The 23,664-nt window shown below is 62.9% G+C and carries 23 protein-coding genes; 5 read left to right on the top strand and 18 right to left on the bottom strand.

The window, feature by feature from the left end:
* Positions 1 to 130: 130 nt before the first annotated feature.
* Genes CV770_RS01060 through CV770_RS01040 form a run of 5 tightly spaced genes read right to left on the bottom strand, consistent with a single transcriptional unit; the run spans position 131 to position 3,537 of the window.
* On the bottom strand, positions 131 to 742 hold the full coding sequence (locus tag CV770_RS01060) for a DUF3306 domain-containing protein (protein WP_104461035.1): 612 nt from the start codon (positions 740 to 742) through the stop codon (positions 131 to 133).
* Positions 739 to 1,254, bottom strand: coding sequence for a DUF3305 domain-containing protein (locus CV770_RS01055; protein WP_104461034.1), 516 nt, complete (start codon positions 1,252 to 1,254; stop codon positions 739 to 741). Before CV770_RS01055 ends, CV770_RS01060 begins: the two co-directional genes overlap by 4 nt.
* Positions 1,251 to 2,258: a DUF6352 family protein gene (locus CV770_RS01050; protein ID WP_104461033.1), complete on the bottom strand. Its 1,008-nt coding sequence runs from the start codon at positions 2,256 to 2,258 to the stop codon at positions 1,251 to 1,253. The genes CV770_RS01055 and CV770_RS01050 overlap by 4 nt, the downstream gene beginning before the upstream one ends.
* Entirely contained in the window at positions 2,255 to 2,794 is a 540-nt protein-coding gene (locus tag CV770_RS01045) for a DUF6505 family protein (protein ID WP_104461032.1), read from the bottom strand. Before CV770_RS01045 ends, CV770_RS01050 begins: the two co-directional genes overlap by 4 nt.
* Entirely contained in the window at positions 2,791 to 3,537 is a 747-nt protein-coding gene (locus CV770_RS01040; protein WP_502693581.1) for a biotin/lipoate--protein ligase family protein, read from the bottom strand. Before CV770_RS01040 ends, CV770_RS01045 begins: the two co-directional genes overlap by 4 nt.
* A gap of 158 nt (positions 3,538 to 3,695) precedes the next feature.
* Between CV770_RS01040 and CV770_RS01035 the strand changes: the two genes are divergently transcribed.
* Both CV770_RS01035 and CV770_RS01030 read left to right on the top strand, forming a co-directional pair.
* Positions 3,696 to 5,666 carry a 4Fe-4S binding protein gene (locus CV770_RS01035; RefSeq protein WP_104461031.1) on the top strand — a complete coding sequence of 657 codons (1,971 nt, stop codon included), beginning with the start codon at positions 3,696 to 3,698 and terminating at the stop codon, positions 5,664 to 5,666.
* A 50-nt stretch (positions 5,667 to 5,716) separates the two neighbouring features.
* Complete coding sequence (locus tag CV770_RS01030; protein WP_245453637.1) at positions 5,717 to 6,016, top strand: hypothetical protein; 300 nt, start codon at positions 5,717 to 5,719, stop codon at positions 6,014 to 6,016.
* A 5-nt stretch (positions 6,017 to 6,021) separates the two neighbouring features.
* Here the strand turns inward: CV770_RS01030 and CV770_RS01025 are convergent, their stop codons facing one another.
* Together CV770_RS01025 and CV770_RS42045 are read right to left on the bottom strand one after the other, a co-directional pair.
* Entirely contained in the window at positions 6,022 to 7,311 is a 1,290-nt protein-coding gene (locus tag CV770_RS01025) for a c-type cytochrome (RefSeq protein ID WP_201759642.1), read from the bottom strand.
* A 489-nt stretch (positions 7,312 to 7,800) separates the two neighbouring features.
* On the bottom strand, positions 7,801 to 8,178 hold the full coding sequence (locus CV770_RS42045) for a hypothetical protein (RefSeq protein ID WP_161499969.1): 378 nt from the start codon (positions 8,176 to 8,178) through the stop codon (positions 7,801 to 7,803).
* A 168-nt stretch (positions 8,179 to 8,346) separates the two neighbouring features.
* On the opposite strand from CV770_RS42045, the gene CV770_RS44170 reads away from it, so the two are divergent.
* Both CV770_RS44170 and CV770_RS01015 read left to right on the top strand, forming a co-directional pair.
* Positions 8,347 to 8,520 (top strand): dihydroxy-acid dehydratase domain-containing protein, encoded by a 174-nt coding sequence (locus CV770_RS44170; protein WP_146101227.1) that lies wholly within the window; start codon positions 8,347 to 8,349, stop codon positions 8,518 to 8,520.
* Between the two features lie 319 nt (positions 8,521 to 8,839).
* Entirely contained in the window at positions 8,840 to 10,000 is a 1,161-nt protein-coding gene (locus CV770_RS01015) for an iron-containing alcohol dehydrogenase (RefSeq protein WP_104461028.1), read from the top strand.
* Between the two features lie 92 nt (positions 10,001 to 10,092).
* On the opposite strand, the gene CV770_RS01010 is transcribed toward CV770_RS01015, so the two are convergent.
* The 7 genes from CV770_RS01010 to CV770_RS00980 form a co-directional block, all read right to left on the bottom strand.
* Positions 10,093 to 10,704 (bottom strand): TetR/AcrR family transcriptional regulator, encoded by a 612-nt coding sequence (locus tag CV770_RS01010; RefSeq protein WP_091952457.1) that lies wholly within the window; start codon positions 10,702 to 10,704, stop codon positions 10,093 to 10,095.
* Between the two features lie 118 nt (positions 10,705 to 10,822).
* Positions 10,823 to 11,827, bottom strand: coding sequence for an NAD(P)H-dependent flavin oxidoreductase (locus tag CV770_RS01005; RefSeq protein ID WP_104461027.1), 1,005 nt, complete (start codon positions 11,825 to 11,827; stop codon positions 10,823 to 10,825).
* A gap of 23 nt (positions 11,828 to 11,850) precedes the next feature.
* Entirely contained in the window at positions 11,851 to 13,038 is a 1,188-nt protein-coding gene (locus tag CV770_RS01000) for an acetyl-CoA C-acyltransferase (protein WP_104461026.1), read from the bottom strand.
* Between the two features lie 15 nt (positions 13,039 to 13,053).
* Complete coding sequence (locus CV770_RS00995; RefSeq protein ID WP_104461025.1) at positions 13,054 to 14,184, bottom strand: acyl-CoA dehydrogenase family protein; 1,131 nt, start codon at positions 14,182 to 14,184, stop codon at positions 13,054 to 13,056.
* A 24-nt stretch (positions 14,185 to 14,208) separates the two neighbouring features.
* Positions 14,209 to 15,390 carry an acyl-CoA dehydrogenase family protein gene (locus CV770_RS00990; RefSeq protein WP_104461024.1) on the bottom strand — a complete coding sequence of 394 codons (1,182 nt, stop codon included), beginning with the start codon at positions 15,388 to 15,390 and terminating at the stop codon, positions 14,209 to 14,211.
* Positions 15,391 to 15,403: 13 nt separating this feature from the next.
* Complete coding sequence (locus CV770_RS00985) at positions 15,404 to 16,141, bottom strand: SDR family oxidoreductase (RefSeq protein ID WP_091952469.1); 738 nt, start codon at positions 16,139 to 16,141, stop codon at positions 15,404 to 15,406.
* A gap of 43 nt (positions 16,142 to 16,184) precedes the next feature.
* Entirely contained in the window at positions 16,185 to 16,814 is a 630-nt protein-coding gene (locus tag CV770_RS00980) for a 2-hydroxychromene-2-carboxylate isomerase (protein WP_104461023.1), read from the bottom strand.
* Between the two features lie 236 nt (positions 16,815 to 17,050).
* On the opposite strand from CV770_RS00980, the gene CV770_RS00975 reads away from it, so the two are divergent.
* Positions 17,051 to 17,563 (top strand): winged helix-turn-helix transcriptional regulator, encoded by a 513-nt coding sequence (locus tag CV770_RS00975; protein ID WP_091952473.1) that lies wholly within the window; start codon positions 17,051 to 17,053, stop codon positions 17,561 to 17,563.
* A 109-nt stretch (positions 17,564 to 17,672) separates the two neighbouring features.
* On the opposite strand, the gene CV770_RS00970 is transcribed toward CV770_RS00975, so the two are convergent.
* The 4 genes from CV770_RS00970 to CV770_RS00955 all read right to left on the bottom strand — a co-directional run bounded on the left by CV770_RS00970 (position 17,673) and on the right by CV770_RS00955 (position 23,663).
* Positions 17,673 to 19,475 (bottom strand): AMP-binding protein, encoded by a 1,803-nt coding sequence (locus CV770_RS00970; RefSeq protein WP_104461022.1) that lies wholly within the window; start codon positions 19,473 to 19,475, stop codon positions 17,673 to 17,675.
* A 111-nt stretch (positions 19,476 to 19,586) separates the two neighbouring features.
* Positions 19,587 to 20,786, bottom strand: a complete 1,200-nt coding sequence (locus CV770_RS00965; protein WP_104461068.1) for an ABC transporter substrate-binding protein — start codon at positions 20,784 to 20,786, stop codon at positions 19,587 to 19,589.
* Between the two features lie 747 nt (positions 20,787 to 21,533).
* On the bottom strand, positions 21,534 to 22,970 hold the full coding sequence (locus CV770_RS00960; protein WP_091952474.1) for an NAD-dependent succinate-semialdehyde dehydrogenase: 1,437 nt from the start codon (positions 22,968 to 22,970) through the stop codon (positions 21,534 to 21,536).
* Between the two features lie 33 nt (positions 22,971 to 23,003).
* Positions 23,004 to 23,663 carry an ATP-binding cassette domain-containing protein gene (locus CV770_RS00955; protein WP_091952475.1) on the bottom strand — a complete coding sequence of 220 codons (660 nt, stop codon included), beginning with the start codon at positions 23,661 to 23,663 and terminating at the stop codon, positions 23,004 to 23,006.
* Position 23,664: the final 1 nt, after the last annotated feature.

Here is a 23,664-nt window from a genome sequence, read left to right as displayed (position 1 = left end):
CTCCCATCCAAGAGTCCCGTCTGCTTGATTTTCGCTTTTCTAACAAAGCACTAAGGAGAAGCGTAATCCCGGTTCCACGAACCGTCAATCGCCCGCCATAGCCCAAGCCTATAGTCTTTGGTCGCGCTACTCAGTGCGGCAGTGCACCACCGTGCGTACGCGGCCTGACGGGCTCGGCAAACTCCGCAGATCTCTCCGCCACCGTCGCTTGCGTTGCAACAGGGATCACCGGGCATTCCGTCTCGACCGGCGGCTCGACGACGTCGGATACGGCTGTCGTATCGGCTTGATGCAATTGCGCTGAAGAATCCGCGGTTTCAATCGACGCCTCGGGGAGAGACCGGACTGCCTCGCGCACCCCGCCGACGATGCGATCGACGAGTGCGGCCAGTTCCTCCGAGGAGCAATCGAGCGGCCCAAAACCCGGCATCGCGGTCGGATCGTTGAAGTCCCACGCATTCTCCGCGAGCCCGATGAAGTCGCGAATGGCGGGATCGGCCGCCCAGGCGCGGCGAAGGGCCGCACGGCTCAACTCCTGCGGAATACCCTTGCTCAGGAAGGCGGTGACGTCGGTCGCAGCGTTGATCTCGTCGATCGACGGCAGGCTCGAGAGATCGACCTCGCTCTCGTCGTCCTTGGCCTCGGACCCTAGCGTGGGCTGCGCCCCGACAGGCTTCGCCGGTTCCGCCTGCGACTCACGCTTGCGGCGTGACCAGCGTGCAAGGAACTCCTCGTCGCTCATTCCTGTCCGCCTTCATGTTCGCGGCGCGCCAGCGCCTCCGGGTCGGCGCGACGCCGCTCGCGTTTGACGAATTCCCGCTCCACATGGTGCTCGGCCACGAACCTTTCAATGACTTCGCGCAGCACCTCCGGCATCGGCACGGCCTCGACGAGATTGTCGGCGGCTTCGGTAAACCCCTCGCCCTCCGCGGGATCGGCGGTAATCGCGGTGATGGCATAGGGCCAGGCGCCTTCCGTGGGCGACAGCACAATCCAGATGCTCGGACTGCCGGAGGCGAGATTGTCGCGATAGCGCGCCGTCTCGGACGGATAGAGATCGATGGTCGCGCTTCCGGCATAGAACAGCGTCGTGCCGTCCTGCTCGCGAAGCACGCTCCAGGGTCTTGTGGCCGGCTCGTCCGGCAGGACGGCGATCCCACGCCAGACGAAATCGACCCAGGGCGAGTCAGCCTTGCGCCGCTCGACCACGACGCCGATGGTAATGGACAACAATGGCAGCGCTGCCGGGCTCATGTCACCATCTCCAGGCGTTTCACCGGTAACCCGGTCAGCAGATTCTGCGGCTTCAACCGCAGCTTCTGATCCGCCGTCATCGACAAAATCAGGTAGACCGGCTCGTCCCTGACATCGTCGAGCGCGCGGCTTGAATCCGCAAAGGTCAGCCGGAACAATGCGAGTAATCGATCGGCGCTGGGCTGATCGAGTTTCTCGCCATGCCAGAGGCCGTCGCCGAGCCTGGTGGCGTCGGCATCAAGCCCGACATACCAGCTAAGCTTCGCATCCTGCAACGCGCGCAGCGGCTCGATCACGACGTCGATGCCAAGCAGATGGGAGATCCAGCGCGTCATCGCCTGCGCCAGCGCGGCTGGTCCGCGTCCGCCGGCCGTGAGGTCAAGGGCCATGTCGAACTGGTCGCTGCGCTGCCAATAGGCCCCGACATTCTCCTCGCTCAACACGTCGACCACCGCATCGGTCGTGGCGCCCAGCATCGACATCAGCGAGAGCACCGGAGTTGGGCTAATTCCGCCGACGATCTCCTCGTCGCCGAGCAGCAGGGCCTGCTCATGCGGCAGAATCCGCTGGGCCCGGAAGAACAGTTCGGCCGCGCGCAGCACGAACGGATCGTCGCAACCGTCGAGCGCATTGCGCAGGATAACGTGCACGAGCTGATTGACGAACAGCGGCGGCAGATCGTTCGCGCCTGCGCGCACCGTTGCAAGATAAGCGGCTTCGAGCGTCGGATGCCGCAACAGGAGATCGCGAAAGGCCAGCACGAACTGCCAGTTCTCCCGGGCGTCGGGATCGGCAATACCGGCGATTTCGCCGGCGCTGACCGGTTGGCGCGGATCGGAGAGCAATTCCCGGTGCAGCCGGCGTTCGACCGGACACGCATCCTCCGGCGGCATCAGCTCGGGACGGGCAAAATAGGCCTTGAGGAATTCGTCGGTAACGCGGAGCCCACCGCCCTCGTCGCGATCGAGCAGATGATGGCCGCAGGCAATCCAGAAATCGTTCATCTGGCGGTTGGCCTCCGGCCCAGATCCACAAGCTTGAGATTGCCGTCAGGCTCGATGTCGTCCTCCATTTCCATGAACGAGAACGCCTTGCCGTGCCCCTGCCCTTCGCGCAGTTGCAGTCGGCGGAAGGACTCGCGAACCTCGCCGTCGCTTACGGCCCGGTGCACCGCAACAAGGGAGCTGATCGGATGGCTGCAGAGCGACTGCGAAAACGCCACCTCCTCTTCCGCGGCCGTCTTCGCGGTCGCCACGTCCGGCGCTCCGAGACGATCGACGAGTTGCCTGGCGAGGAGGTCGACCAGGCTGCGGTAATCCTCCTCGGTCGCCGGAACGATCTGGGCCAGCGTCGACCAGCCCCAGGATTGCACCCCGAGGAAACCGCCGCGAAACGCCGCGCGCTCCTTGCCTTCGAGCTTTCCGCCACCGCGATCCCAGAAGCGGAAAGCGCCGGAGACGGCCCATTCACCCGGCTCCGCCGCCACGTCGAACACGAAGGTGTCGGAGGGATCGAGCGCGATGGTACGCAGGAGCTTCACAGCCGCGGCCCTCCGCGTACCGGATCGAGCCAGGATGGTGCCGCGAGCGCTTGCACGAGGTCGCCACGTTCGATCGCGCCCGCCCCAATCCGGCGCGTCAGCAGATCGCCGCGATCGTCGATGCGCTGAACGGTCTGCCGTTCACGGGGCATGCGGGAAAGATATTCGCGCGCGACGCCGTCAAAACCGTCCGCCTGCCAGCCATCGAATGCCAGCATCAGGTGCCGGGCAAAGCTCTCCGTGATCTGCGCCGCGCCGGCCTCCCCAAAACCTTCCTGGTCGAGTGCCGAAGCGAGGGGATGAACGCCCGGCTCGTCGTCATTCATGGCGACCGTCCGGATCATCGCGCCGAACACCAGCCATGGGGGCGGCTCCTCCTCGATGGCCGCGGAAGGCCATCCCATGCGGCCGCCGCCGACCAGGCCTCCGTTGATCCTGACGGCGTCCGGCCAGCCGATCGCGATCGGCTGGCTCGGCGGCGCGTAGGCGCGCAGGGCATCGGTGAGCGCAACCATGCCGGCGTAGAGCGCGCGCCGCGCGCTCCGCAGCGGCTCGGCCGGCTCGAGCACCACGGCGAACTCCGCCAGGTCAAAGCGCCCGACATAGACGAGCGTGCCGGCGCCACTCTCCGGTGCAATGCGGCATGCGTGGGCAAAAGCGTCGCCACTCTCGCGCAACCGCACCAATGTGAACGGCGGCGGGAGGTCGATCGGTTCCGCCAGGGAAACGTGGCTCACTGGGATCGACGGCAGGCCGTCCTCCGCTTTCCTTTTCTTCCCGGTGGATAATGTCTATACGAGGCGAAGGGCCGGCGCGAGTCCGTCGTCGGCGTCCGAATGGCGGAGGGGTCGACCTGGAACAGCCATCGAAGACCGTCCTGATCTGCTCGTGCGAAGACACGATGCGTCTCGACGTGGCCACGATCCGGCGAGGATGCCCCAACAGCGAGATCAAAGGCTTTCGCCATCTCTGCGGCGCCGAGCTCGATCACTTCCGTAACGCGGCCGCCGCTGGCGGCGCGCTGACGGTGGCTTGCACGCAGCAGGCGGCGCAGTTTGCCGAGGAGGCCGGCGAACGGCCTGATGCGATCAGCTTCGTCAACATTCGCGAAACGGCCGGATGGTCGCGAGACGGCGTACGGGCCGGTGCGAAAATGGCCGCCCTGCTCGCATCCGCCTCCATTCCGGGCCCGGATTATCCGCTCGTCACCTTGTCGAGCGAGGGCGTGGTCCTGGTCTACGGGCGCGATGAGGCTGCGATCGAGGCAGGCCGCCTGCTTGCGGATCACCTCGACGTCACGGTGATGCTGAAGCAACTCGATGAGATGGTGCCACCCGCTGCAACGGTCTTCCCGATCGTGAAGGGCACGATCCGCTCCGCGAAGGGACATTTCGGCGCCTTCGAGCTTGCGATCGACGATTATGCGCGTCCCCGCCCCTCTTCGCGCGATCGCTTCGTGCTGGACGCACCGCGAAGCGGGGTCACCTCGCGCTGCGACATCGTGCTCGACCTTTCCGGCGGAATGCCGCTGTTTCCTGCCCACGAGCTGCGCGACGGCTATCTTCGCGCAGATCCCAACGATCCCGCCGCGGTGCTTCGCGCCGTGCTGACCGCGCGTGATCTCGTCGGCAGCTTCGACAAGCCGAGATATGTTGACGTTACGCCCGGTCTTTGCGCCCATTCGCGCTCGAACCGCACGGGGTGCCATCGCTGCCTCGATCTCTGCCCGACCGGGGCGATCACGCCCGCCGGCAATCACGTCGAAATTGATCCGAACATCTGCGCGGGCTGCGGCCAATGCGCTGCCGCCTGCCCGACCGGCGCGGCATCCTATGCGCTTCCGCCCGCCGATACGCAGCTACAGAGAATTCGAGCCATGCTGCTCACGTACCACAAGGCCGGTGGCACGAATGCAGTACTGCTCTTTCATGACAGCCCGCACGGCACCCCGTTGATCGATGCCCTGGCGCGATACGGCGACGGCCTGCCGGCGAATGTGCTTCCCTTTGCCGTCAACGAACTCACGCAACTCGGGCTGGAGGCGATCGTCGGCGCCTTTGCCTATGGCGTATCGGCGGTACGGTTCCTGCTGCGCGCAAGACCACGCCATGATGTAACCGGACTGACGCAGACGGTCGGCATGGCCGAAGCGATCATTGCCGGCCTCGGCTTCGAGGGCCGCCGCCTCGCCACCATCGAAACGGATGATCCCGATGCCCTCGGCGAGCATTTGGCAGATATCGGCGCGCTCGCAGCGGTCGCAACGCCCGCGACCTTCAAGACCGTCGGCAAGCGGCGCGACCTTTTGCGGTTCGCCCTGAGCGAGCTGCACCGCCTGGCGCCGAAGCCGGTCGACGTGATTGCCCTGCCGCCCGGTGCGCCGATCGGCGCAATCAGCGTTGATACCAGCGGCTGTACGCTGTGCCTCTCCTGCGTCTCGGCGTGCCCGACCGGCGCGCTGCGCGACGATCCCGAGCGGCCCGTGCTGAAGTTTGTCGAGGATGCCTGCGTGCAGTGCGGACTGTGCCAGACCACCTGTCCGGAAAAGGTCATCACGCTCAAGCCGCAGATCGATTTCCGCGCCGCCCGCGCTCCCGCCGCGGTCATCAAGGAAGAGGAGCCCGCGCTCTGTGTCCGCTGCGGTACCGCCTTCGGCGTCAAGAGCACGATCGACCGCATAGCGGCCAAGCTCGAGGGAAGGCACTGGATGTATCCGGCCGGCGACAAGCGGCTCGCGGCACTCAGGATGTGCGCAGACTGCCGCGTCATCCTCATGAGCGAACAGCAATTCGATCCGTTCAAGGGCATTCCCGAACGAACGCCGCCGCGGACGACGGATGACTATCTGCGCGAGCGCGATGGCAAGGACTAGACGAAACTAACGGACATCTTCGCAGGGTCGGAAACCAAGGAAGCATCACCATGTCTCGTTGGATCGCAGCTCTGTCGACGTGCATGATCTCCATCGCTCTCGCCGGCGGAGCGGCCGAAGCCGCCGCTCCTCCCCTCACCAAGGCGCAGAAGACCGCCGTGAAGCAAGCGATCGTCGCCTGCAAGGCCGAAGCCAAGGGTAAGAAGGTCGCGTGGCTGTCGCGCCGGAAATACGTCAATCACTGCGTTGCGGAAACTCTAAAGGAGCATCCCAACATCGACGTCATTCAGATCCTCAAGCTACATCCGGAGATGAGGGATCTCCCGATGGACAATTGGGACTCGATCTGAGGTCGCTATCGCGACGTCGCGCGACCAAGGAAGTCGGTCAGCGCGCGGCGGTCCTCGGCCGAACCGATGCGCTGCTCCGGCATCTTGGTGCCGGGCGTGTAGGCGCTCGGTCCGACCTCGAACAGTCTTGCGACCGTCTCCGGCGTCCAGACGATGTCCATGGTCTTCAGCGCATCGGAGAAGCGATAGCCCGGGACCGATGCGATCTTGCGGCCGTATAGTCCCGCAAGCGTCGGGCCCGCGCGCTGCGCCTCCTTGTCCGACAGCGTGTGACAGGCAACGCACGCCCGAAATACATCCGCGCCATGATCGCCCGCATAGGCGACGAGCGGATCGGCCGGCGTTCCCACAAGGTTCGAACCAATGGGATCACCGGTGCGCGCGTTCCAGCGCCTGATCCTGCCGTCCGCGCCTCCCGTCATCAGCGTCTTGCCATCCGGCAGGAAGGCGACCGACCACACCGGCGGCCCAAGCCCGACCAGCGTGCGTAGCAGGCTGCGCGACTTGCGATCGATGATCGCCACCGTACCGCCGATGCTGGCCGCGGCAATCAACGCACCGTCCGCCGACATCGTCAAGGCCACCACCGGTGTAGGACTGGCCGCGACCTCGCCGCTGACCTTGCCGTCAGTGGTCAGCATCCGCAGCATGCCATCGACCGCGCCTGTGACGATTTCACCATCCGGCGCCACGGCCACGGCATTGAGTGGCGCCGGCAACATCACGATTTCGGGCTGACCATCCGGCAAACGCCAGATGCGCAACGAAAGATCATAACCGACGCTGACAATCGACCCGCCGTCCGGCGTGAAAGCGACGCCGTTGACGTTCTGCGAATGCCCTTCGAGCACGCGCGACGCGCCGTCCGACATCGACCAGAGCCGCACCGTCCGATCCCATGAAGCCGACGCGAGAAGCGCCCCCTCCGGAGAGACCGCGATCGCGGCGATCGGACCAACATGTCCCTCGAATACCCGGTCGGGCTGCTGCCGGCCTGCCATCCACACCGCAATTCGTGCATCGGCACCGGCCGTGACCACGGCCCCGTCCTTCAGAAAGGCGACAGCGTTCACAGCATCAGCATGGTACCGCAGCACTTGCTCCGCCGTATCAGTCTTCAGCGACCAGCGAACGGCAGCTGTGTCGAAGCTGCCCGACAAAAGACCGTCCCCATCGGGGGAGACGGCGAGCGCCCGTACGGGGCCGCCGTGTCCAGCCATGTCGGCTTGCACGGATGATACGGCAAAGATGGCCCACAAGGCTGCGGCGCCGCCCGCGCAGAAAGGTAGTCTCATTGACCCTCGCCTCGCCGCGTCACGTTCACGCTCTCAAGATTGCACGCTCTCAAGATTGCCAGAAGAGCCGACGGAGATGAATATCCGAACCGATCTATTTGGCTGGTGCCGTCGTGGTCTTGGACGATCCTTGAGGCGCGGCCTGCATTCCGGGCGGGCTCTGACCCTGGGGACTTTCGGCGGGCGCGCCACCCGAACCTGTATTGATTGGGCCCGTCCAGCCTTGCGGCTGTGGTTGGCCCTTTTCCTCGGGAGGGGTTGGTGGCGCAGATGAGTTGGTTTGCGCGGGTTGGGCGGAGGCGCTCTGGAAGAAGCAGAGTGCTGCGAAGCACAAGATCGTTGTTGGCAGTTTCACGTCGGATCCTCCGGTGCGTGTACTAAACCGGGCAACGCTGCCTTCCGTTCCTGAGCGTGCATTGCAATAACCTGACTTCGCGCATCCTCCGCTTGAACGCCGTGGGTCCGGAGACTAGTCTCTGGCTGGTCAAGTCAGGGACGACTGACATGCAGGGGCCGACGCGGCCATTTCTGCGGATGATGGCGCGGCTGCGCGCTCTGCGCGCGCTTGATGGGCCGCAAGATCCCTTTTCCCGAGAAGCCTCGCCCTTCCTGATCCTCGTTGCCATCGTGCTTGCGCTTCTTTTTGCGATATTGGAAGTCGACCTGAATAGCGCGGCGCTTCAGTCCGCAGGCTTGATGGGCGATGGATTTTCCGTCGATCCCATCTTCAAGAGCCCATAAGATCGTTTGTGCCTTAGTGCGATCAACGAGTTTGCTCACGGCAAGCCGTGTCGTATAAACACTTTGACGTTTCGATCGAAGGAGGCTGCGGATGAAGGCTTTTCTTCTTGGCTGCGTCGCGGCCATGGTGATCGCGATTGTGGGAATGGTGGTCTTGAATCGGGTCCAGGAGCCCGTCGCCCAAGCGTTTGCTACGACTGGGGTGCGTCTCTGAGACACTCAAATCTCGCAGAGCGTTAGGCCCCGTCGGCCGGTGCGCCATTCTCCACGCTTCCGCGTGCGAAAGACCCCACGATCGTCTCGGCTTTCGAGACCGTCGGGGCATCCTGTACCGGCAAGATGACACGCGAGGAGTTCGAGAGCATCGAGCAACATTCGTGCACAGGCCTTGGCGTTTGCGGTGCAAGGTATACTGCACGCCGAGGGCGTCAACTATCGCAGCGTTCGGCGTCAGCTTTTCTCGACTAGCCCCACCCGTTTTGGCCTTTCGGTGCACACGAAGCTGGAGTGCACAGGCGTAGTGGCCTTCACTCAATTGGCATCAGGAAACTGGCGCGTCCGAGTTCGCTGCAAGACATTGATGCGGCTGTGACTTTCCGACGGCGCAAGCGCGCCGAAGGATGGGTGACCGCGAAGTCGGCAAGCAAGCCAGGCCAGTGCTTCGCGTGGAACCTGGCGAAGGCCGCAGAACCCTGAGTTCGTGCGATATTTTTGAACCACTATTGCATGATAATCATAATATAAAAGACTATCTCGGCTTCGACCGCAGTTCCGATGGGAGGATAAAATGCGCAGGACTGGTGCACACAATTTTCCGGCAATTGATCGCGTGATCTATGGCAGACCGGCGGCTGAGGCCATCAACGAAGAAGCGGAGCGACTGAAGGCAACGCGCGTCTTCCTTATCGTCAGCCGCACCTTGAACACCAAGACCGACGAGATTGAGAAAATCCGGCATACGCTCGGCGACAAACATGCTGCGACCTTCGACGGAATTGCACAGCACACCACGCGCAAGCAAGCCGCCGAAGTTGCGCTCCACGCCAAGGAAGCACACGCCGATCTCGTCGTGGCCGTCGGCGGCGGTTCTGCCGTTGACCTCGCCAAGATCGTCATCATGGCGATGGAGCACGATATCCGCGATGAAGCCGGCTTCGATCCGTTCCCCATGGGCCCGGGCGTGAGCCATTCCCCGTTCCGCGCGCCCGCAGTCCGACAGATCGCCGTGCCGTCAACGCTGAATGGCGGCGAATACAATGCCGCAGCGCTTGTCACCGATGAGCGCAACAAGCTGAAGCAAATATTCTTTCACCCCCACATGATGCCGGTGGCAGTCATCCTCGATCCTGCCCTCACGCTTCATACGCCTTCGAACCTCTGGATGGGATCGGGCACTCGCTCCATGGATCACGGCATCGAAGCATTGTGCTCGCCAGCTGGCACCCCCCTTGCTGACGAAGTGGTTCTGGCGGGTATCCGCACGCTGCGCGATGGAATGCTCCGGACCCTGCAACAACCTGACGATTTCGAGGCGCGCCGCTTGTCTCAATACGGCTCATGGCTTGCGTCCTTTGGACTGCAGGCACGCGTTCCCATGGGCGCAAGCCACGGCATCGGCCACGTGCTTGGTGGGACTTTCGGGGTTCCTCACTACTATTGCACGCCCGTCATCATGCCGAGCCTTCTTCGCTATAACAAGCCGTTCACCGATGACGCGCAGAAGCGTTTGGCGGCAGCTTTGGGTGCTCGCGGTGGGGACGCGGCAGACGCCTTTGCGGAGTTCGTCAGGCAACTTGGACTACCAGGCCGCCTCGCTGAGGTCGGCATCGGCGAAGACAAGTTCGGCAAGATCAGCGAAATCGCGATCAACCATCGCTTCGTCAAAGCCAATCCGCGTCCCTTCAACGACCAAGCCGAAATCGTCGATCTGCTGCGAATGGCCGCGTAGCTGCCATGGCGGCGGCCGATGGTAGAGGCACGGCCGTTTGCCTCCGCCATCGGCCCGCCCCGTCGAGAAGCCAACGTCGGTTAAGCCGTGTCTCAATTGTCGGCCGAATGCGTTCTCTCGCAGTCGCTCGCGACCGGACTGCCCAAAGCCTGTCGTCCGGCCTCCAGCAGGAGGTCAGACAAGGGCTTGTCGTCGACCGCGCGCGCCAGAACGATCGAGCCGACCATGGTCGCAATCGCGCCGGCGGCTGTCTGCCTTACATCCGATGATGGCCTCGCCGCGATCAGCCGCGCGATGATATCGATCATCTTGCCGAGCCCCCGTTCAAGGGTGCGCCGCGCCTCCGGACCTGAACGTCCGATGTCGGCGGCCAAGGCCGGCAGCGCGCAACCGCGCCCCGGATCGTCACGGTGGCGAGGACCCAGGTAAGACTCGACAAGTGCGTCGAATCCCTTCCCGGCGGGCAGCCCCTGCGTGAGGCTGAGCCAATGCACGATCGTTCGATCCATGGCCAGGGCGAGCCCTTCGACGACCAACGCGTCGCGCGATTTGAAGTAGGCGTAGAAGCTGCCATGCGTCAGATTGGCGAGCTTCATCAAGTCGGCCACACTCAGACCATCGGCGCCGGCCTGGCGCAGACCGCGGGAAGCGCTTTCGACGATGCGTCTGCGGGTATGCTGCCCATGGTCTTTCGGGTAACGCATCGCCTGCTCCGGGATGGCACAAGATATTCGCTGATGACGGTCCCATCACGGCCGAAGCTTCCAGCCCGCGCAGAGACGACGAAATGTCGTCTGCAGCGCGGATCGCCAAGCCGTGGCTTCACGCGACCTTGAGATTGGCCTCACTGTCGGCATCAAGGAATCCCGTCAGCCTGCCCCTGATCAACCGCTCGGCGTCCGCCATGATGCGGTCGATCAACTCCTTCACGGTCGGAATATCGTGAATGAGTCCGACGACCATGCCGCAGCTCCAGGCGCCCGCGTTCATATCGCCGTCGATCATCACCTTGGGATAGACGCCTGCCACCTGATCATGGATGTCGTCGATCTTGAGGCTCTTGCCCTTCTCGCGCTCGATCTCAAGCAGATGCTCGACGCCCTGGTTGTTCAGGACCCGCTCGGTGTTCCGGAGCGCGCGCATAACGAGCCTGGTGTCGAGCTCGGACGCCGCGACCAGCGCCTTCTTGACGTTTTCGTGCACCGGCGCTTCCTTGGTGGCGATGAACCGCGTACCCATGTTCATTCCCGCCGCTCCCATCGCCAGCGCCGCAACCAGGCTGCGCGCGTCGGCCATGCCGCCGGAAGCCACGAACGGGATCTTCAGTTCTTCGGCCGCACGCGGCAGCAGGATCATGTTCGGCATGTCATCCTCGCCCGGATGACCGCCGCACTCGAAGCCGTCGACGCTGACGGCATCGCAGCCGATCTGTTCGGCCTTCAACGAATGCCGAACCGAGGTGCATTTGTGGATCACCTTGATGCCGCCCGCCTTCAAGGCCGGCATGTATTGTTCAGGGCTGCGCCCGGCCGTCTCGACGATCCTGACGCCGCCTTCCCTGATGGCAGCGATGTACTCCGGATAAGGCGGGGCGCTGAAGGTCGGCAGGAAGGTCAGGTTCACGCCGAACGGCCTGTCCGTCATGTCTCGGCACCGCGCGATCTCCTTGGCGAGCAGCTCAGGCGTCCGCTGGGTGAGGCCCGTGATCAAGCCGAGCCCGCCGGCGTTGGATACCGCGGCTGCCATTTCGGCGAAGCCGACATAGTGCATTCCGCCCTGGATGATCGGATGTTCGATACCGAACAGTTCAGTGATCGCTGTCTTCACGAATGATCTCCCCGCGTTTCCGCTCAGTGGATGATTTCAAACAAGCCCGCGGCGCCCATGCCACCACCGATGCACATGGTCACCACGCCGTATTTCGCCTTGCGCCGGCGCCCCTCGATCAGGAGGTGGCCGGTGAGCCGCGCCCCCGTCATGCCGTAGGGATGACCAATGGCGATCGAACCGCCATTGACGTTGAGCTTGTCCGGATCGATGCCGAGCTTGTCGCGGCAATAGATTACCTGCACCGCATAGGCCTCGTTGAGCTCCCAGAGATCGATGTCGTCGATCCTCAAACCGTGGTGCTTGAGCAGGCGCGGGATCGCGGCGACCGGGCCGACGCCCATCTCGTCCGGCTCGACCCCGGCGGCGACGAAGCCGCGGAAGATACCGAGCGGCTTCAACCCCTTGCTGGCTGCAAACTTGCCGCTCGTGATCACACAGGCCGAAGCACCGTCCGAGAGCTGGCTGGCATTGCCCGCGCTGATGGTCTTGCCCTCGAACACCGGCTTGATCTTGGCGAGGCCCTCGGCCGTGGTTTCCGGACGCGGGCCCTCGTCATTCGTGAGCGTCACCTGTTCGTAGGTGACCTCCTTGGTGTCCTTGTTGACGAGCGCCATCCTGGTCGTGAAAGGCACGATTTCATCGCTGAAGCGGCCGGCCTGCAGAGCGGCGCCGACGCGGCGCTGGCATTCGAGGCTGTACTCATCCTGCTTGTCGCGGCCGATCTTGTACCGCTCGGCAACGACCTCCGCCGTATCGAGCATCGACATGTACATTTCGGGCTTCATCGCCATCAGCTCGTCGTCGACGGCGTGGAACTTGTTCATGTGCTCGTTCTGCACGAGGCTGATCGATTCGATGCCGCCGCCGATGGCGACTTCGACCCCATCAAGCATCACCGACCGCGCGGCAACGGCGATGGCCTGCAGGCCGGACGCGCATTGCCGGTCGATCGTGGTGCCGGCCACCGTCACGGGCAGCCCAGCGCGGATCGCGCCCTTGCGCGCCACATTCATCACCATGGTGCCTTGCTGCATCGCGCAGCCCATCACCACGTCTTCCACTTCACCCGGCGCGATGCCGGCGCGCTTCACGGCTTCGGCCATCACATGCCCGGCCATGGTCGGGCCGTCCGTGTTGTTGAGCGCGCCACGATAGGCCTTGCCGACGGCCGTCCGGGCGGTGGAAACGATGACTGCTTCAGTCGTCATGCTGGCCTCTTCTCTTTACGCGGCCGCATCCAGCTGCGCGTAGCGCAGCACGTGGAATGCGGGATCGCCGAACTGGATGTTGATGGAGGAGATTCGCTTGAAATAGTGTCCGACATTCAGCTCGTCGGTCATTCCCATGCCGCCGTGAAGCTGCACCGCCTGGTCGGCTACGAACTTCCCGGCATAGCCAATCTTCGACTTGGCCCCGGAGGCGAGCCGCGACAGGCCAGAATCACCGGCGTCGAGGCTGAGATTGAGATGCTGCATCAGAGACAGTGCCTCTTGATGGGCAATGAACATGTCGACCATGCGATGCTGCAACACCTGGAAGGAGCCGATGGTGGTGCCGAACTGCTTGCGGGTCTTTGAATAGTCCAACGTTGCGGCATTCAGCTCTCCGATCGCGCCGACGACCTCGGCGCAGAGCGCGCCGATCGCGCGGTCACGACAGGTTTCCAGCGCGGCAACGCCCTCGCCTTCTGCTCCCAACAATTGCCCGCGGACCTCGCGCAAACTGATCTCGGCGGCGCGGCGTCCGTCGATCGTCTTGAAGCTCTGGAGATTGACGCCCGCGGCATGACGGTCGACCACGAACAGGCTGACGCCGCCGCGGTCGCGATTATCGCCGGCGGTCCGCGCCGAGACGATCAGATGATCCGCCCAAGGCGCTGCCATCACCATGGTCTTCTCGCCGCTCAGAACGTAGTCGCCTCCCTCACGCCGCGCCTTGGTCGCGACATTGGCGAAATCGAACCGGGAGGCTCTCTCGGTCCAGGCCAGCGCCCAGATCCTGGAGCCGTCGACGATGCCTGGAATGATTCCCTGCTTCTGCTCGGACGTACCAAGCTGCTCGATCAGGCCGCCGGCAAGCACCACCGTCTCGACGAAAGGCTCGACGACGAGGTGACGGCCGAACTCCTGCATGATGATCATGGTCGACAAAGGACCGCCGCCGAGGCCGCCGGCGTCCTCGGAAAACGGCGCAGCGAGCAGGCCGAGCTCGGTGAAGGCCTTCCACCGCGTCCGGCTGAACCCCTCCTCGCTCGCCACGATCTTGCGCCGCGCCTCGAAATCATACTGGTCGCGCAGAAGGCGCTGAACGCTGGATCGCAGCAATTCCTGCTCTTCCGTGAACTGAATATCCATCCGGTCCTCCCGATCCGCCGTGGCTTAGAGCCCGAGCACGGCTTTGGCGATGATGTTTCGCTGGATCTCGTTGGATCCGCCGTAGATGCTGAGCTTGCGCGCGTTCAGATATTTCTCGGACGCGGTGTGGCCGTAGTCCAGGCCCGGCATGAAGCGATTGGAACTGATCGGATGCTCGCGGATCGCAAGACCATAATTGCCGATCGCGCGGTGCGTGAGCTCGGTGATGTCCTGGAAGATCTCGGTGCCGCGGATCTTGAACAGCGACGCCGCCGGACCGGGATCGATGCCACGCGCCATCTGGGCGACGACCCGCAGTTCGGTCGCCTCCAGCGCCAACACGTCGAGCTCGACGCGGGCGATGTCGCGTAGAAATTCCAGATGCGCCGGATCGTCGGCCGGTATCTCGGCTCTCACGATCTGCTTCAGCTTGCGGAGATAGCGGGTGGACCGGCCGATGCCCGCCATGCTGGTGCGTTCGTTGCCGAGCAGGAACTTGGCGTACGTCCAGCCCTTGTTCTCCTCGCCGACCAGGTTCTCGACGGGCACGCGGACGTCCTCGAGAAAGACGTCGTTGACCTCATGGCTACCGTCGATCGTGATGATCGGCCGCACGGTGACGCCGGGCGACTTCATGTCGATCAGCAGGAAGGAAATGCCCGATTGCGGCTTCGCATTCGGATCAGTCCGCACCAGGCAAAAGATCCAGTCGGCGTGCTGCGCCAGCGTGGTCCAGGTCTTGTGCCCGTTGACGACGTAGTGGTCGCCCTCGCGCACCGCCTTGGTTCTGACGGTCGCAAGGTCCGAGCCGGAGCCCGGCTCCGAATAGCCCTGGCACCACCAATCCTCGCCGGAGAGAATTCGCGGCAGAAACTTCTTCTTCTGCGCCTTGTTGCCGAACGTGTAGATCACCGGCCCGACCATGGTCACGCTAAAGGCAAGCGGCGGCAGCGTTCCCGCCCGGGAGGTTTCCTGCTCAAAGATGAACCGCTGTGTGACCGTCCAGCCCGGCCCGCCATACTCCTTGGGCCACAGCGGCGCGATCCAGCCCTTCTTGTGGAGGATCCGGTGCCAGAGCAGTGACTGCTCCTTGGTCAGGTCGGTCTCCGGATTGGGAACGCGCATCTCCGCCGGATAATTATCCACGATGAAGGCGCGCACCTCATCGCGGAAAGCCGCGTCCTCGGCAGACAGCGCAAGCTCCATCGCAAAGGTCTCCTTACCACTTCTCGCCGAAGGGACGGATTTCCAGCTCGAATGTCCACGCGCTCTTCGGCTGCTGATAAAGCTGCCAATAGGACGCAGCGACGGACGACGGCGGCATCAGCAGATCGGGATCGTCGAGCGCATTCGGACCGAGCGCCTCGAGCCGGCGCTGCCGCACCCATTCCGTATCGACGCCGGAATCGATGATGAGATGCGCGACGTGAATGTTTTTGGGGCCGAGCTCGCGCGCCATCGCCTGGGCCACCGCCCGCAGGCCGAACTTCGCGCTGGCAAAGGCGGCATAGCCGCTGCCGCCGCGGAGCGACGCTGTCGCGCCGGTGAAGAAGATGTTGCCGCCGCCGCGAGGCAGCATGAGCCGCGCGGCTTCGCGGCCGGCGAGAAAGCCGGAATAGCAGGCCATCTCCCAGACCTTGCGGAAGACGCGTTCGGTCGTATCGAGGATCGGAAAGTTGACGTTGGCGCCGATGTTGAAGATGCAGACCTCGAGCGGCGCATGCTTGTCGGCATCGGCGAGGAAGGAGATGACCTCCTCCTCGTTGCGGGCATCCAGCGAGCGCGCGTGGATTTCGCCTCCGGCGGCCTCGATCTCCTTGACGAGCGGCTCGAGCTTGGCCCCGTTCCGGCGCCCGGCAAACACCGTGAAGCCCTCAGAGGCGAACTTCTTGGCGATCTCGCCGCCGATATAGTCGCCGGCACCGATCACTGCGACAGTAGCGTTTCTCTTTTGCATGGATCGTCTCCCGGTTGGATTGAACTTCGTTAACTCGGCAGCTCTATGCCGTCCTTGCGACTGGCCTCGTTTGCTCGAGGATGGACTCCTCGACGTCACGAAGCTGGTCCTTGCCGAAGAACATCTCCTTGCCGACGAAGAAGGTTGGCGAACCGAACGCGCCTCGGTTGACGGCGTCGCTGGTCAGTTCAATCAACCTCTTCTTGACGTCGTCCTGCTGGGCGCGAGCGATCAATCTGTCGATATCGAGCCCCGAAGCGATGAACGCATTCCGGAAGATTTCGAGGTCGTCCATCTTCTTCGGCTCTTCCCACATATGGTGATAGGCCGCGCGAAAATAGGACTCGAACACGCCTTCGAACTGGGCTGCCACGGCGCCCCGCATCAGCATCAGCGTATTGACCGGAAAGAAGGGATTCTGGCGGAATTTCGTGACGTTGTGGCGGCGGATAAACCGCTGGGTCTCGAGCGCCTGATATTCCGGCTTATTCTTGATCCCACGAAGCGAGTCGAACGGTGACATGTTGCCCGTCGCCTTGTAGATGCCGCCGAGCAGAACCGGAACATACTCGAATTTCGCACCGGTGCGCTGCTCGATGCCCGGAATCGCCACCTCTGCCAGATAAGCGTTCGGGCTGCCGAAATCGAATTGGAATTCAATCTTCAAGGTCATCTCGGCTCCTCCCGCGGAACATGTGCTTGCACTGGCGATCCGGTCGCCGGCCTGACTTTCCTCAAACATACAGTTCTAAAATAGAACTGTCAAACCCTCCCGCAATCTGCTGATTTCGTCTTGCCTGGAAGGGTATTGTTTGGAGTTTAGTACCTATCTAGAATGGCAAATCTCGCGCCGGCCTCCGCAACGATTCGAGACGAGGTCCGTGCCGCGGCGGCGATTGGAGTGTGTGGATGAAGTGGAAGGAACTCGAGGAAGAGCCGTGCTCGATGGCCCGAACTATCGGCGTGATCGGCGACCGCTGGACTCTTCTGATCCTGCGCGAGTGCTTTCTGCGCACACGCCGCTTCGAGGGATTTCAGTCGGCACTCGGAATCACCCGGCATTTGCTTGCCGAACGTCTGAAGAAGTTGGTTCGGCAGGGCATTCTGCGCCGCATTCCCTACCAGGAATCCCCCAAACGGCACGAATATATCCTGACCCAGAAGGGGCTCGATCTGTATCCGATCATGATGGCAATCGTGCATTGGGGCGATACTCACATGGTCGACGAGCGCGGCCGCCCCTTGCTGCACCAGCATCGCAAGTGCGGAAAAGATTTCGATCCGGTCATGGTGTGCTCCGAATGCGGCGAGCCGCTGTCGGCCAAGGAGGTTCATACTCATCCCGGCCCGGGTGCTCGCAGCGCCCCGGCGGCAGCGGCGCCGACGACCTCGAAAACAAAGGCGCGCTCGCGGGCGGCCTGAGGCCTGCGCATCGAAGCCGTCCCGCGGCAGAGAGTGGCGCGGAAGGTACCGGCAGACGCGATCTGGCGGCCAGGGAGTCCGTAACGTCCGCACAGCGCCAAGCTCGCTCTCAGACCCGGATCACATCGGCGCCAGCTTCGTCGGTGTAGAGACACTCAACCTGTTCGGATCGAACTTTCAGCACAGCGCGTTGGTTGACATAGGCCTTGTCGGTGATCTCTCCTGCCGCCATTGATGGCGGATCTTTCAGCAGAACGAAGGAGCAGATCCGTTCGCTGCTTCCGACGGTCTCATTGTAGTCCCGAAAGCGATCCAGCAGGAACCCGACCACGGCGGGATCCGAGGTCAGATCCGCACCCGGAGTTTTCGAGATCCGTGCGGCCTCCGTGGGGTTCAACCAGCAGAGCAGCGCGCACGCCTCACGATTTTCGCCCGCGACCACCATGTCGAGCAAGACACCGCGCGTTGCGGCCAGGATTGCCGCGCGCATATTGCCGATCGAGACCCAGGTCCCATTCGCAAGCTTGAAGTTCTCGGAAATTCGTCCGGTAAAGCGCAGCCCGAGTTCAGGCTTCTGCGGATCCAGAAACGAGACAGTATCGCCGATGCGATAGAAGCCTTCCTCGTCGAAGGCCATTTCCGTCAAATCCTGCCGCCCGAGATAACCCGGCGTGACGTTGGGTCCCTTGACCCTGACCTCGTAAGTATCCGAGACCGGAATGAGCTTGAGCCGCAGTCCCGGCGCGGGAAGACCGATCTCGCCGGGTCGATCTGTCGCCCAATGGGTCGTACTGATGGTCGGGGCGGTTTCGGTCGTACCGTAGCCCGACATGACCGGAATTCGCCGGCCGGTCACCGAGAGTGTCAAGCGATAGAGCTTCTCCAGCGTGTCCTTTGAAATTGCAGCGCCGGCATAACTCATTCGGTCCATCCGCTTGAATACACTGGCGCCCAGATCGAGATCCTTCTCGACCGCGTCACACAGGAGGTTATAGCCGGCAGGCACGTTGAACATGGCGGTCGGCGACACTTCCTTGAGATTGGCGACCGTCTTGTGAAAGAGCTGTGGCAGCGGACGGCCGTCGTCGATATAGAGCGTCCCGCCGTTCTTGAGGATGCCGTGAAGAATGACGTTGCTGCCCATCGTGTGGTGCCAAGGCAACCACTCCACCTGGACTGGCGCAGCCGGAGGAGACACGAGCTGGCTACCCATTTGCAGGGAACTTGCCATCATGCGGTGGGTGTTGAGCACGCCTTTCGGAAAGCCCGTCGAACCCGACGTGAAGAGTATCTTGGCGACCGCGTCGCACGAGACCGCACCAGATGCCCCGGCAAATCCGTCGCACGCGGTTTTGGCTGTCAGGGTGCGGAAGGGCACCGTGTCCGGCGCGCCATCGACACTGATCCAGGTCGCGGCTGCCAATTCCGGAATGGTACGGCCTGCGGAAAACTCACGTCCGCTTTGGACGAACACGAAGCTCGGGCGCAACACTTCGGCGATGTCCTTGAGACGAGCAAGTCCACCGGGCATCAGCGTGTAGTTTGGCGATATCGACGCCAGGATGACGCCGATTGACATCGCAGCAAACGAAACCACCGCGTTCTCGATCGAGTTTCCGGAGAGGATGGCCAGCTTGTCCGCTGGCTTTGCGCCCAGATCAAGCAAACTCTGGCCCACCGCCTGGACCTGAGACCAAGCCTCGCTGTAGGTGATCTCGTCCCACCCGCCCCTCGCGTTGCGCTGCGCGAGGAATATCCGGTCCGGGGTGGCGCTTGCCCAACTCGGCAAGAAGTCCGTGATGCGCCAGTCACAGGGCTTCCACTCCAGGGGTGAGCTCAATATGAGCGCGCCATCTGGTCGGCGCTCGATTGAAACCTCGCGCGGCGCAAACGTCAGTGCCTTCGTCGACATCGAATTGATCTCCTGAAGTACCGGAATGGCGATCGCCCCCTTGCGCTCGTCGCGCAGGACGCCGGCGCCGGCACGTCGTCAATGCCGCTCGCCCTCACGCCTGTTACGCGCTCATTCGGACCTGGCGTCCAACACTTCTCCGAAGGCTTCCCAAGTCGAGCCGGTCCAGCGCTGCAGACGCATCTGCGTCCAGATCATGTTCTCGGTTTCGCTGGTGTTGATCTTGATGCCCGGCAGTGCGGTCGGGACGACGAAGTCCCGGAGGTTCTTGGCCTGCGCCAGGATGTTCTTGCGGGACAGGTCGTCCCCGCATTGCTTCAGGATCTGCTCGAGCAGGATGCCCTGCTGATAACCGGTGAGATAGCTGCCGTTGGTGATATCGACGCCGGGCAGATATTTGTCGATAAACGCCCGATAGGCCTGCATGCCGGGATCATCTTTCCACTTCGGATCCACGACATCCTTGTTGATGGTGCCGACGATCACGCCAGTCGACTTGTCGAGGCCGGCCGGCGTGAGCGTGCCTCCAACCGAACCGGACGGAAAGTTGATGATGACGGTCGCCTTCCAGCCAATCAAAGAGGCCTGCCGGATCGCCTGCGCAGCGAATTTCGGCGTGCCCGCGATCATCAGGGCATCCGCACCGGAGCTCTTCAGGTTGGTGATCTGCGAATCGACGGTCGGTTCAGTGACCTCATAGGACGCGGTGACGACCCTGCGATCGTAGTCCTTACCGAGAAACGCCTTGAAGGCGTTGACGTAGTCTTTTCCGAGGTCGTCATTCTGGTAGAGGATCGCATATTTGGCGTTCGGCAGAGCCTTCGTGAGGTATTTAGCGTAGATCTTTCCCTCGGTATCGTAGCTGACGAGACCTGTCGTGATCAGCGGGTAACTGGCGACGTCGGTGAACTTGGACGATCCGCTGACGATCGCGATGCTGGGCACCCCTTTCGACTTCAGGTATTTTGACGTCGCCGAAATGGCGGGAGTGCCGAGCTGGCCGAACATGAATGCAACTTCATCGCTCTCGACGAGCTTGCGAACCTGCTCCACCGCTTTGGGTGGACTATAGGCATCGTCGTAGGCGACGTAATTGATCTTGCGCCCGCTGATGCCGCCGCGGTCATTCAGGGACTGAATGTAGGCGATCAGCCCCTTGCCCACGAGACCGATCGATGAAGCCGGTCCGCTGAACGGAAACACCCCGCCAATCTTGATTTCGGTCGCGGTAACCCCGGGCTCGTCGGCCGCGGATGCCGGGCTGCCCAATAGCACCAGCAGAACGGCAAGACTCTTCCATCTCGGCAACATCGGCATCCTCCCTGAGGCGCACTCTTCCGGTGCGCCGTTCGATTCTTATGTGTCTCTACGGCTCGCTAGGCGTAATGCCGTGCGAAATCGAGCGCGCTCGCCGAGCGTCGATGGCCAAACGCGTCAACCGTTGCGGCTCTTGGATTGGCCGCCTCATTCCTCGAACCTACAGTTCTTTTTTAGAACTCGTCAAGCGCTTAGATGCATCTCCCCCTGACAAAGGACGAAGCGCTTGCGATTTTGTGAAGAGTTGTACGCATGATTCGACAACAGCAGAGCTAGAGGCTGATACCGATGTCCAGGCGCGGAGACGCCCCTCTCGGCCCGGATATCGCGCGTCACAATATCAGACCAATTCATTCTGTTATTGAACTTAAGAGATGATCGGAGGTGAGCCGTCAAATAGCACCGACGGCTGCGCTGCAACACGCCCGGCCAGTAGGCCAGCGATCCGCTTTAGATGCGCGGATTGAAGGGCTCAGGCTATAGACAAAGGAACGTCAAAGCGGGAGCACGCTCCACTGAGAGGGGCGAATTCCAAGGTCTTCAAGACGTTCAGGGCGCAGGCGACGCCGCCCGTGATCTCGCGACACGGACGCTACGGGTCATACTGGCAAGCCAATCCGTGGACCGCGCTGAAGATAAGCGCACACTTCAGGCTTCCAAGAAGAACCCGTGATTTGACCTGCCGCCGAACGATGAGCCTCGCTTGAACGGTGACATTCACGGGGTCTGGGGCCATCGCATCTACAGACCGGTCTGGCTTATAAATTTGGTGTTGAGGTAGGCTTCCATCGCCTCGGTGCCCCCTTCCGAGCCGTAGCCGGAATCCTTGATCCCGCCGAACGGCACTTCGGGCAAGGCCAGACCGAAGCTGTTGATGGACATCATGCCCGCTTCGATCGCCGAGCCGATCGCGGTTGCAGTCTTGGTGGAGCTGGTGAAGGCGTAGGAGGCAAGACCGAACGGCAGGCGATTAGCTTCCTCGACGACTTCGTCGAAGGTCGAGAAGCGCGAGATCAGCGCCAGAGGGCCGAACGGCTCCTCGTTCATCGCCCGTGCATCCTTCGGCACGTCGCTCACCACCGTGGGCTCGAAGAAGTAGCCTTTGTTGCCGACGCGTTGGCCGCCCGTCTCGAGCTTGGCGCCCCTGCCGACAGCGTCCTGCACCATGCCTTCGATCGCCGTGACACGGCGCGGATTGGCCAGCGAGCCCATCTTGGAATCGGGATCGAGGCCGTTGCCGACCTTGAACGTCTTGGCGCCGTCCACGAACTTGTCGACGAACTCCCTAAACACATCGTCCTGCACCAGCATGCGGGTCGGCGAGATGCAGACCTGGCCGGCATTGCGATACTTCGCCGCCGCCAAAACCTTCGCAGCTGAGGTGACGTCGGCATCCCTAAACACGATGGCCGGCGCGTGACCGCCGAGCTCCATGGTAGCGCGCTTCATGTGCAGGCCGGCAAGCGCATTGAGCTGTTTGCCGACATGGGTCGATCCGGTGAAGGAGATCTTCCGGATCACCGGATGCGGGATGAGATATTCGGAAATCTCTGCCGGCACGCCATAGACGAGATTGATGACCCCGTCCGGCACGCCCGCGTCAGCGAACGCACGGATGAGCTGGGCGGGCGAGGCGGGCGTCTCCTCCGGCGCCTTGACGATGATCGAGCAGCCGGCGCCGAGCGCGGCCGAGAGCTTTCGCACGACCTGGTTGATCGGGAAATTCCACGGCGTGAACGCCGCGACCGGACCGACCGGCTCCTTCATCGCGAGCTGGTAGATGCCCGGTCCGCGCGCCGGGATCAGCCGGCCATAGGAGCGCTTGGCTTCTTCGGCGAACCATTCGATCACGTCGGCGGCTGCCATCGCTTCCATCCTGGCTTCGCCGAGCGTCTTGCCCTGCTCCATCGTTAGAAGCGGCGCGATCTCGTCATTGCGCTCGCGCATGATCGCCGCGGCCTTGCGCATGATGCGGCAGCGCTCGAACGGAGCGACGTTGCGCCAGACCTTGAAGCCTGCCGCGGCCGCGGCGAGTGCCTCGTCGAGGTCGGCCTTGCCGGCATGGGCTACGGTGCCGATCACCTCTTCGGTCGCGGGGTTGAGGACCTCGATGACCTTGCCCGACTGGGCCGGACGCCATTTGCCGCCGATGAAAAGCTGGGTGTTCGAATAAGCCAACGGTCTCTCCCTGTAATCGCTTCTGTATTGGTTTCAACGTGTGGACGATCGGGCCGCCATGGCAATGGCATCGGCGGCCCGCGTCATCTCCGGTCCGAGATAAAGGCGGAAGCGCTGCTCGGCGACCAGGGAGCGGAAATCCGCCATGCGCGTCACCCCGCCGCCGGCTACGAACAGGAATTGCCCGGCGATCTCCGCCAAGATGTCCAGGTGCCAGCTCGCGGTCGGATGCATACAGAGAATGACCAGCCTGCCCTCGTCCCGCAGCTTGCGGAAAAAATCGAGCATGAAGCCGATATAGCCATCCTGCAGGTTGAACTGCGGCTCGTCGAACAGGTGCACCAGCGGTGTCCGGGTCGGCGATGGCGCCAGGAAGGCCGACGGGATCCGCTTGCGAAAGCGCCGGACCTGGTAGGACTGGTGATAGTGGATCGCTAGCCGGTCGCGCTCGCGGTATTTGACGCCGTGGATATCGGTGCCGGCGACTAGCACGCGGCCTGAGGTGGGCGCATTGGAACCGGTCATCATCTCGAACAGCGTGGTCTTGCCGGCTCCGTTCGGCCCCACGACGCCGACGATGCCGGGTTCCTCCAGCGACAGATTTGCTTCAAGCGTGAAGGTGGGGCGTCGGATGACGCGGCCTCTGGTGTAGACCTTGCGGATATCATCGAGAACGAGCAGCGGCGCGGACACT

It is taken from the genome of Bradyrhizobium sp. AC87j1 (genome assembly GCF_002936975.1).
Classification (GTDB): Bacteria; Pseudomonadota; Alphaproteobacteria; order Rhizobiales; family Xanthobacteraceae; genus Bradyrhizobium; species Bradyrhizobium shewense.
The sequence above is the reverse complement of the archived record's forward strand: the minus strand, read 5'-3'. Positions and strand labels throughout refer to the sequence as shown.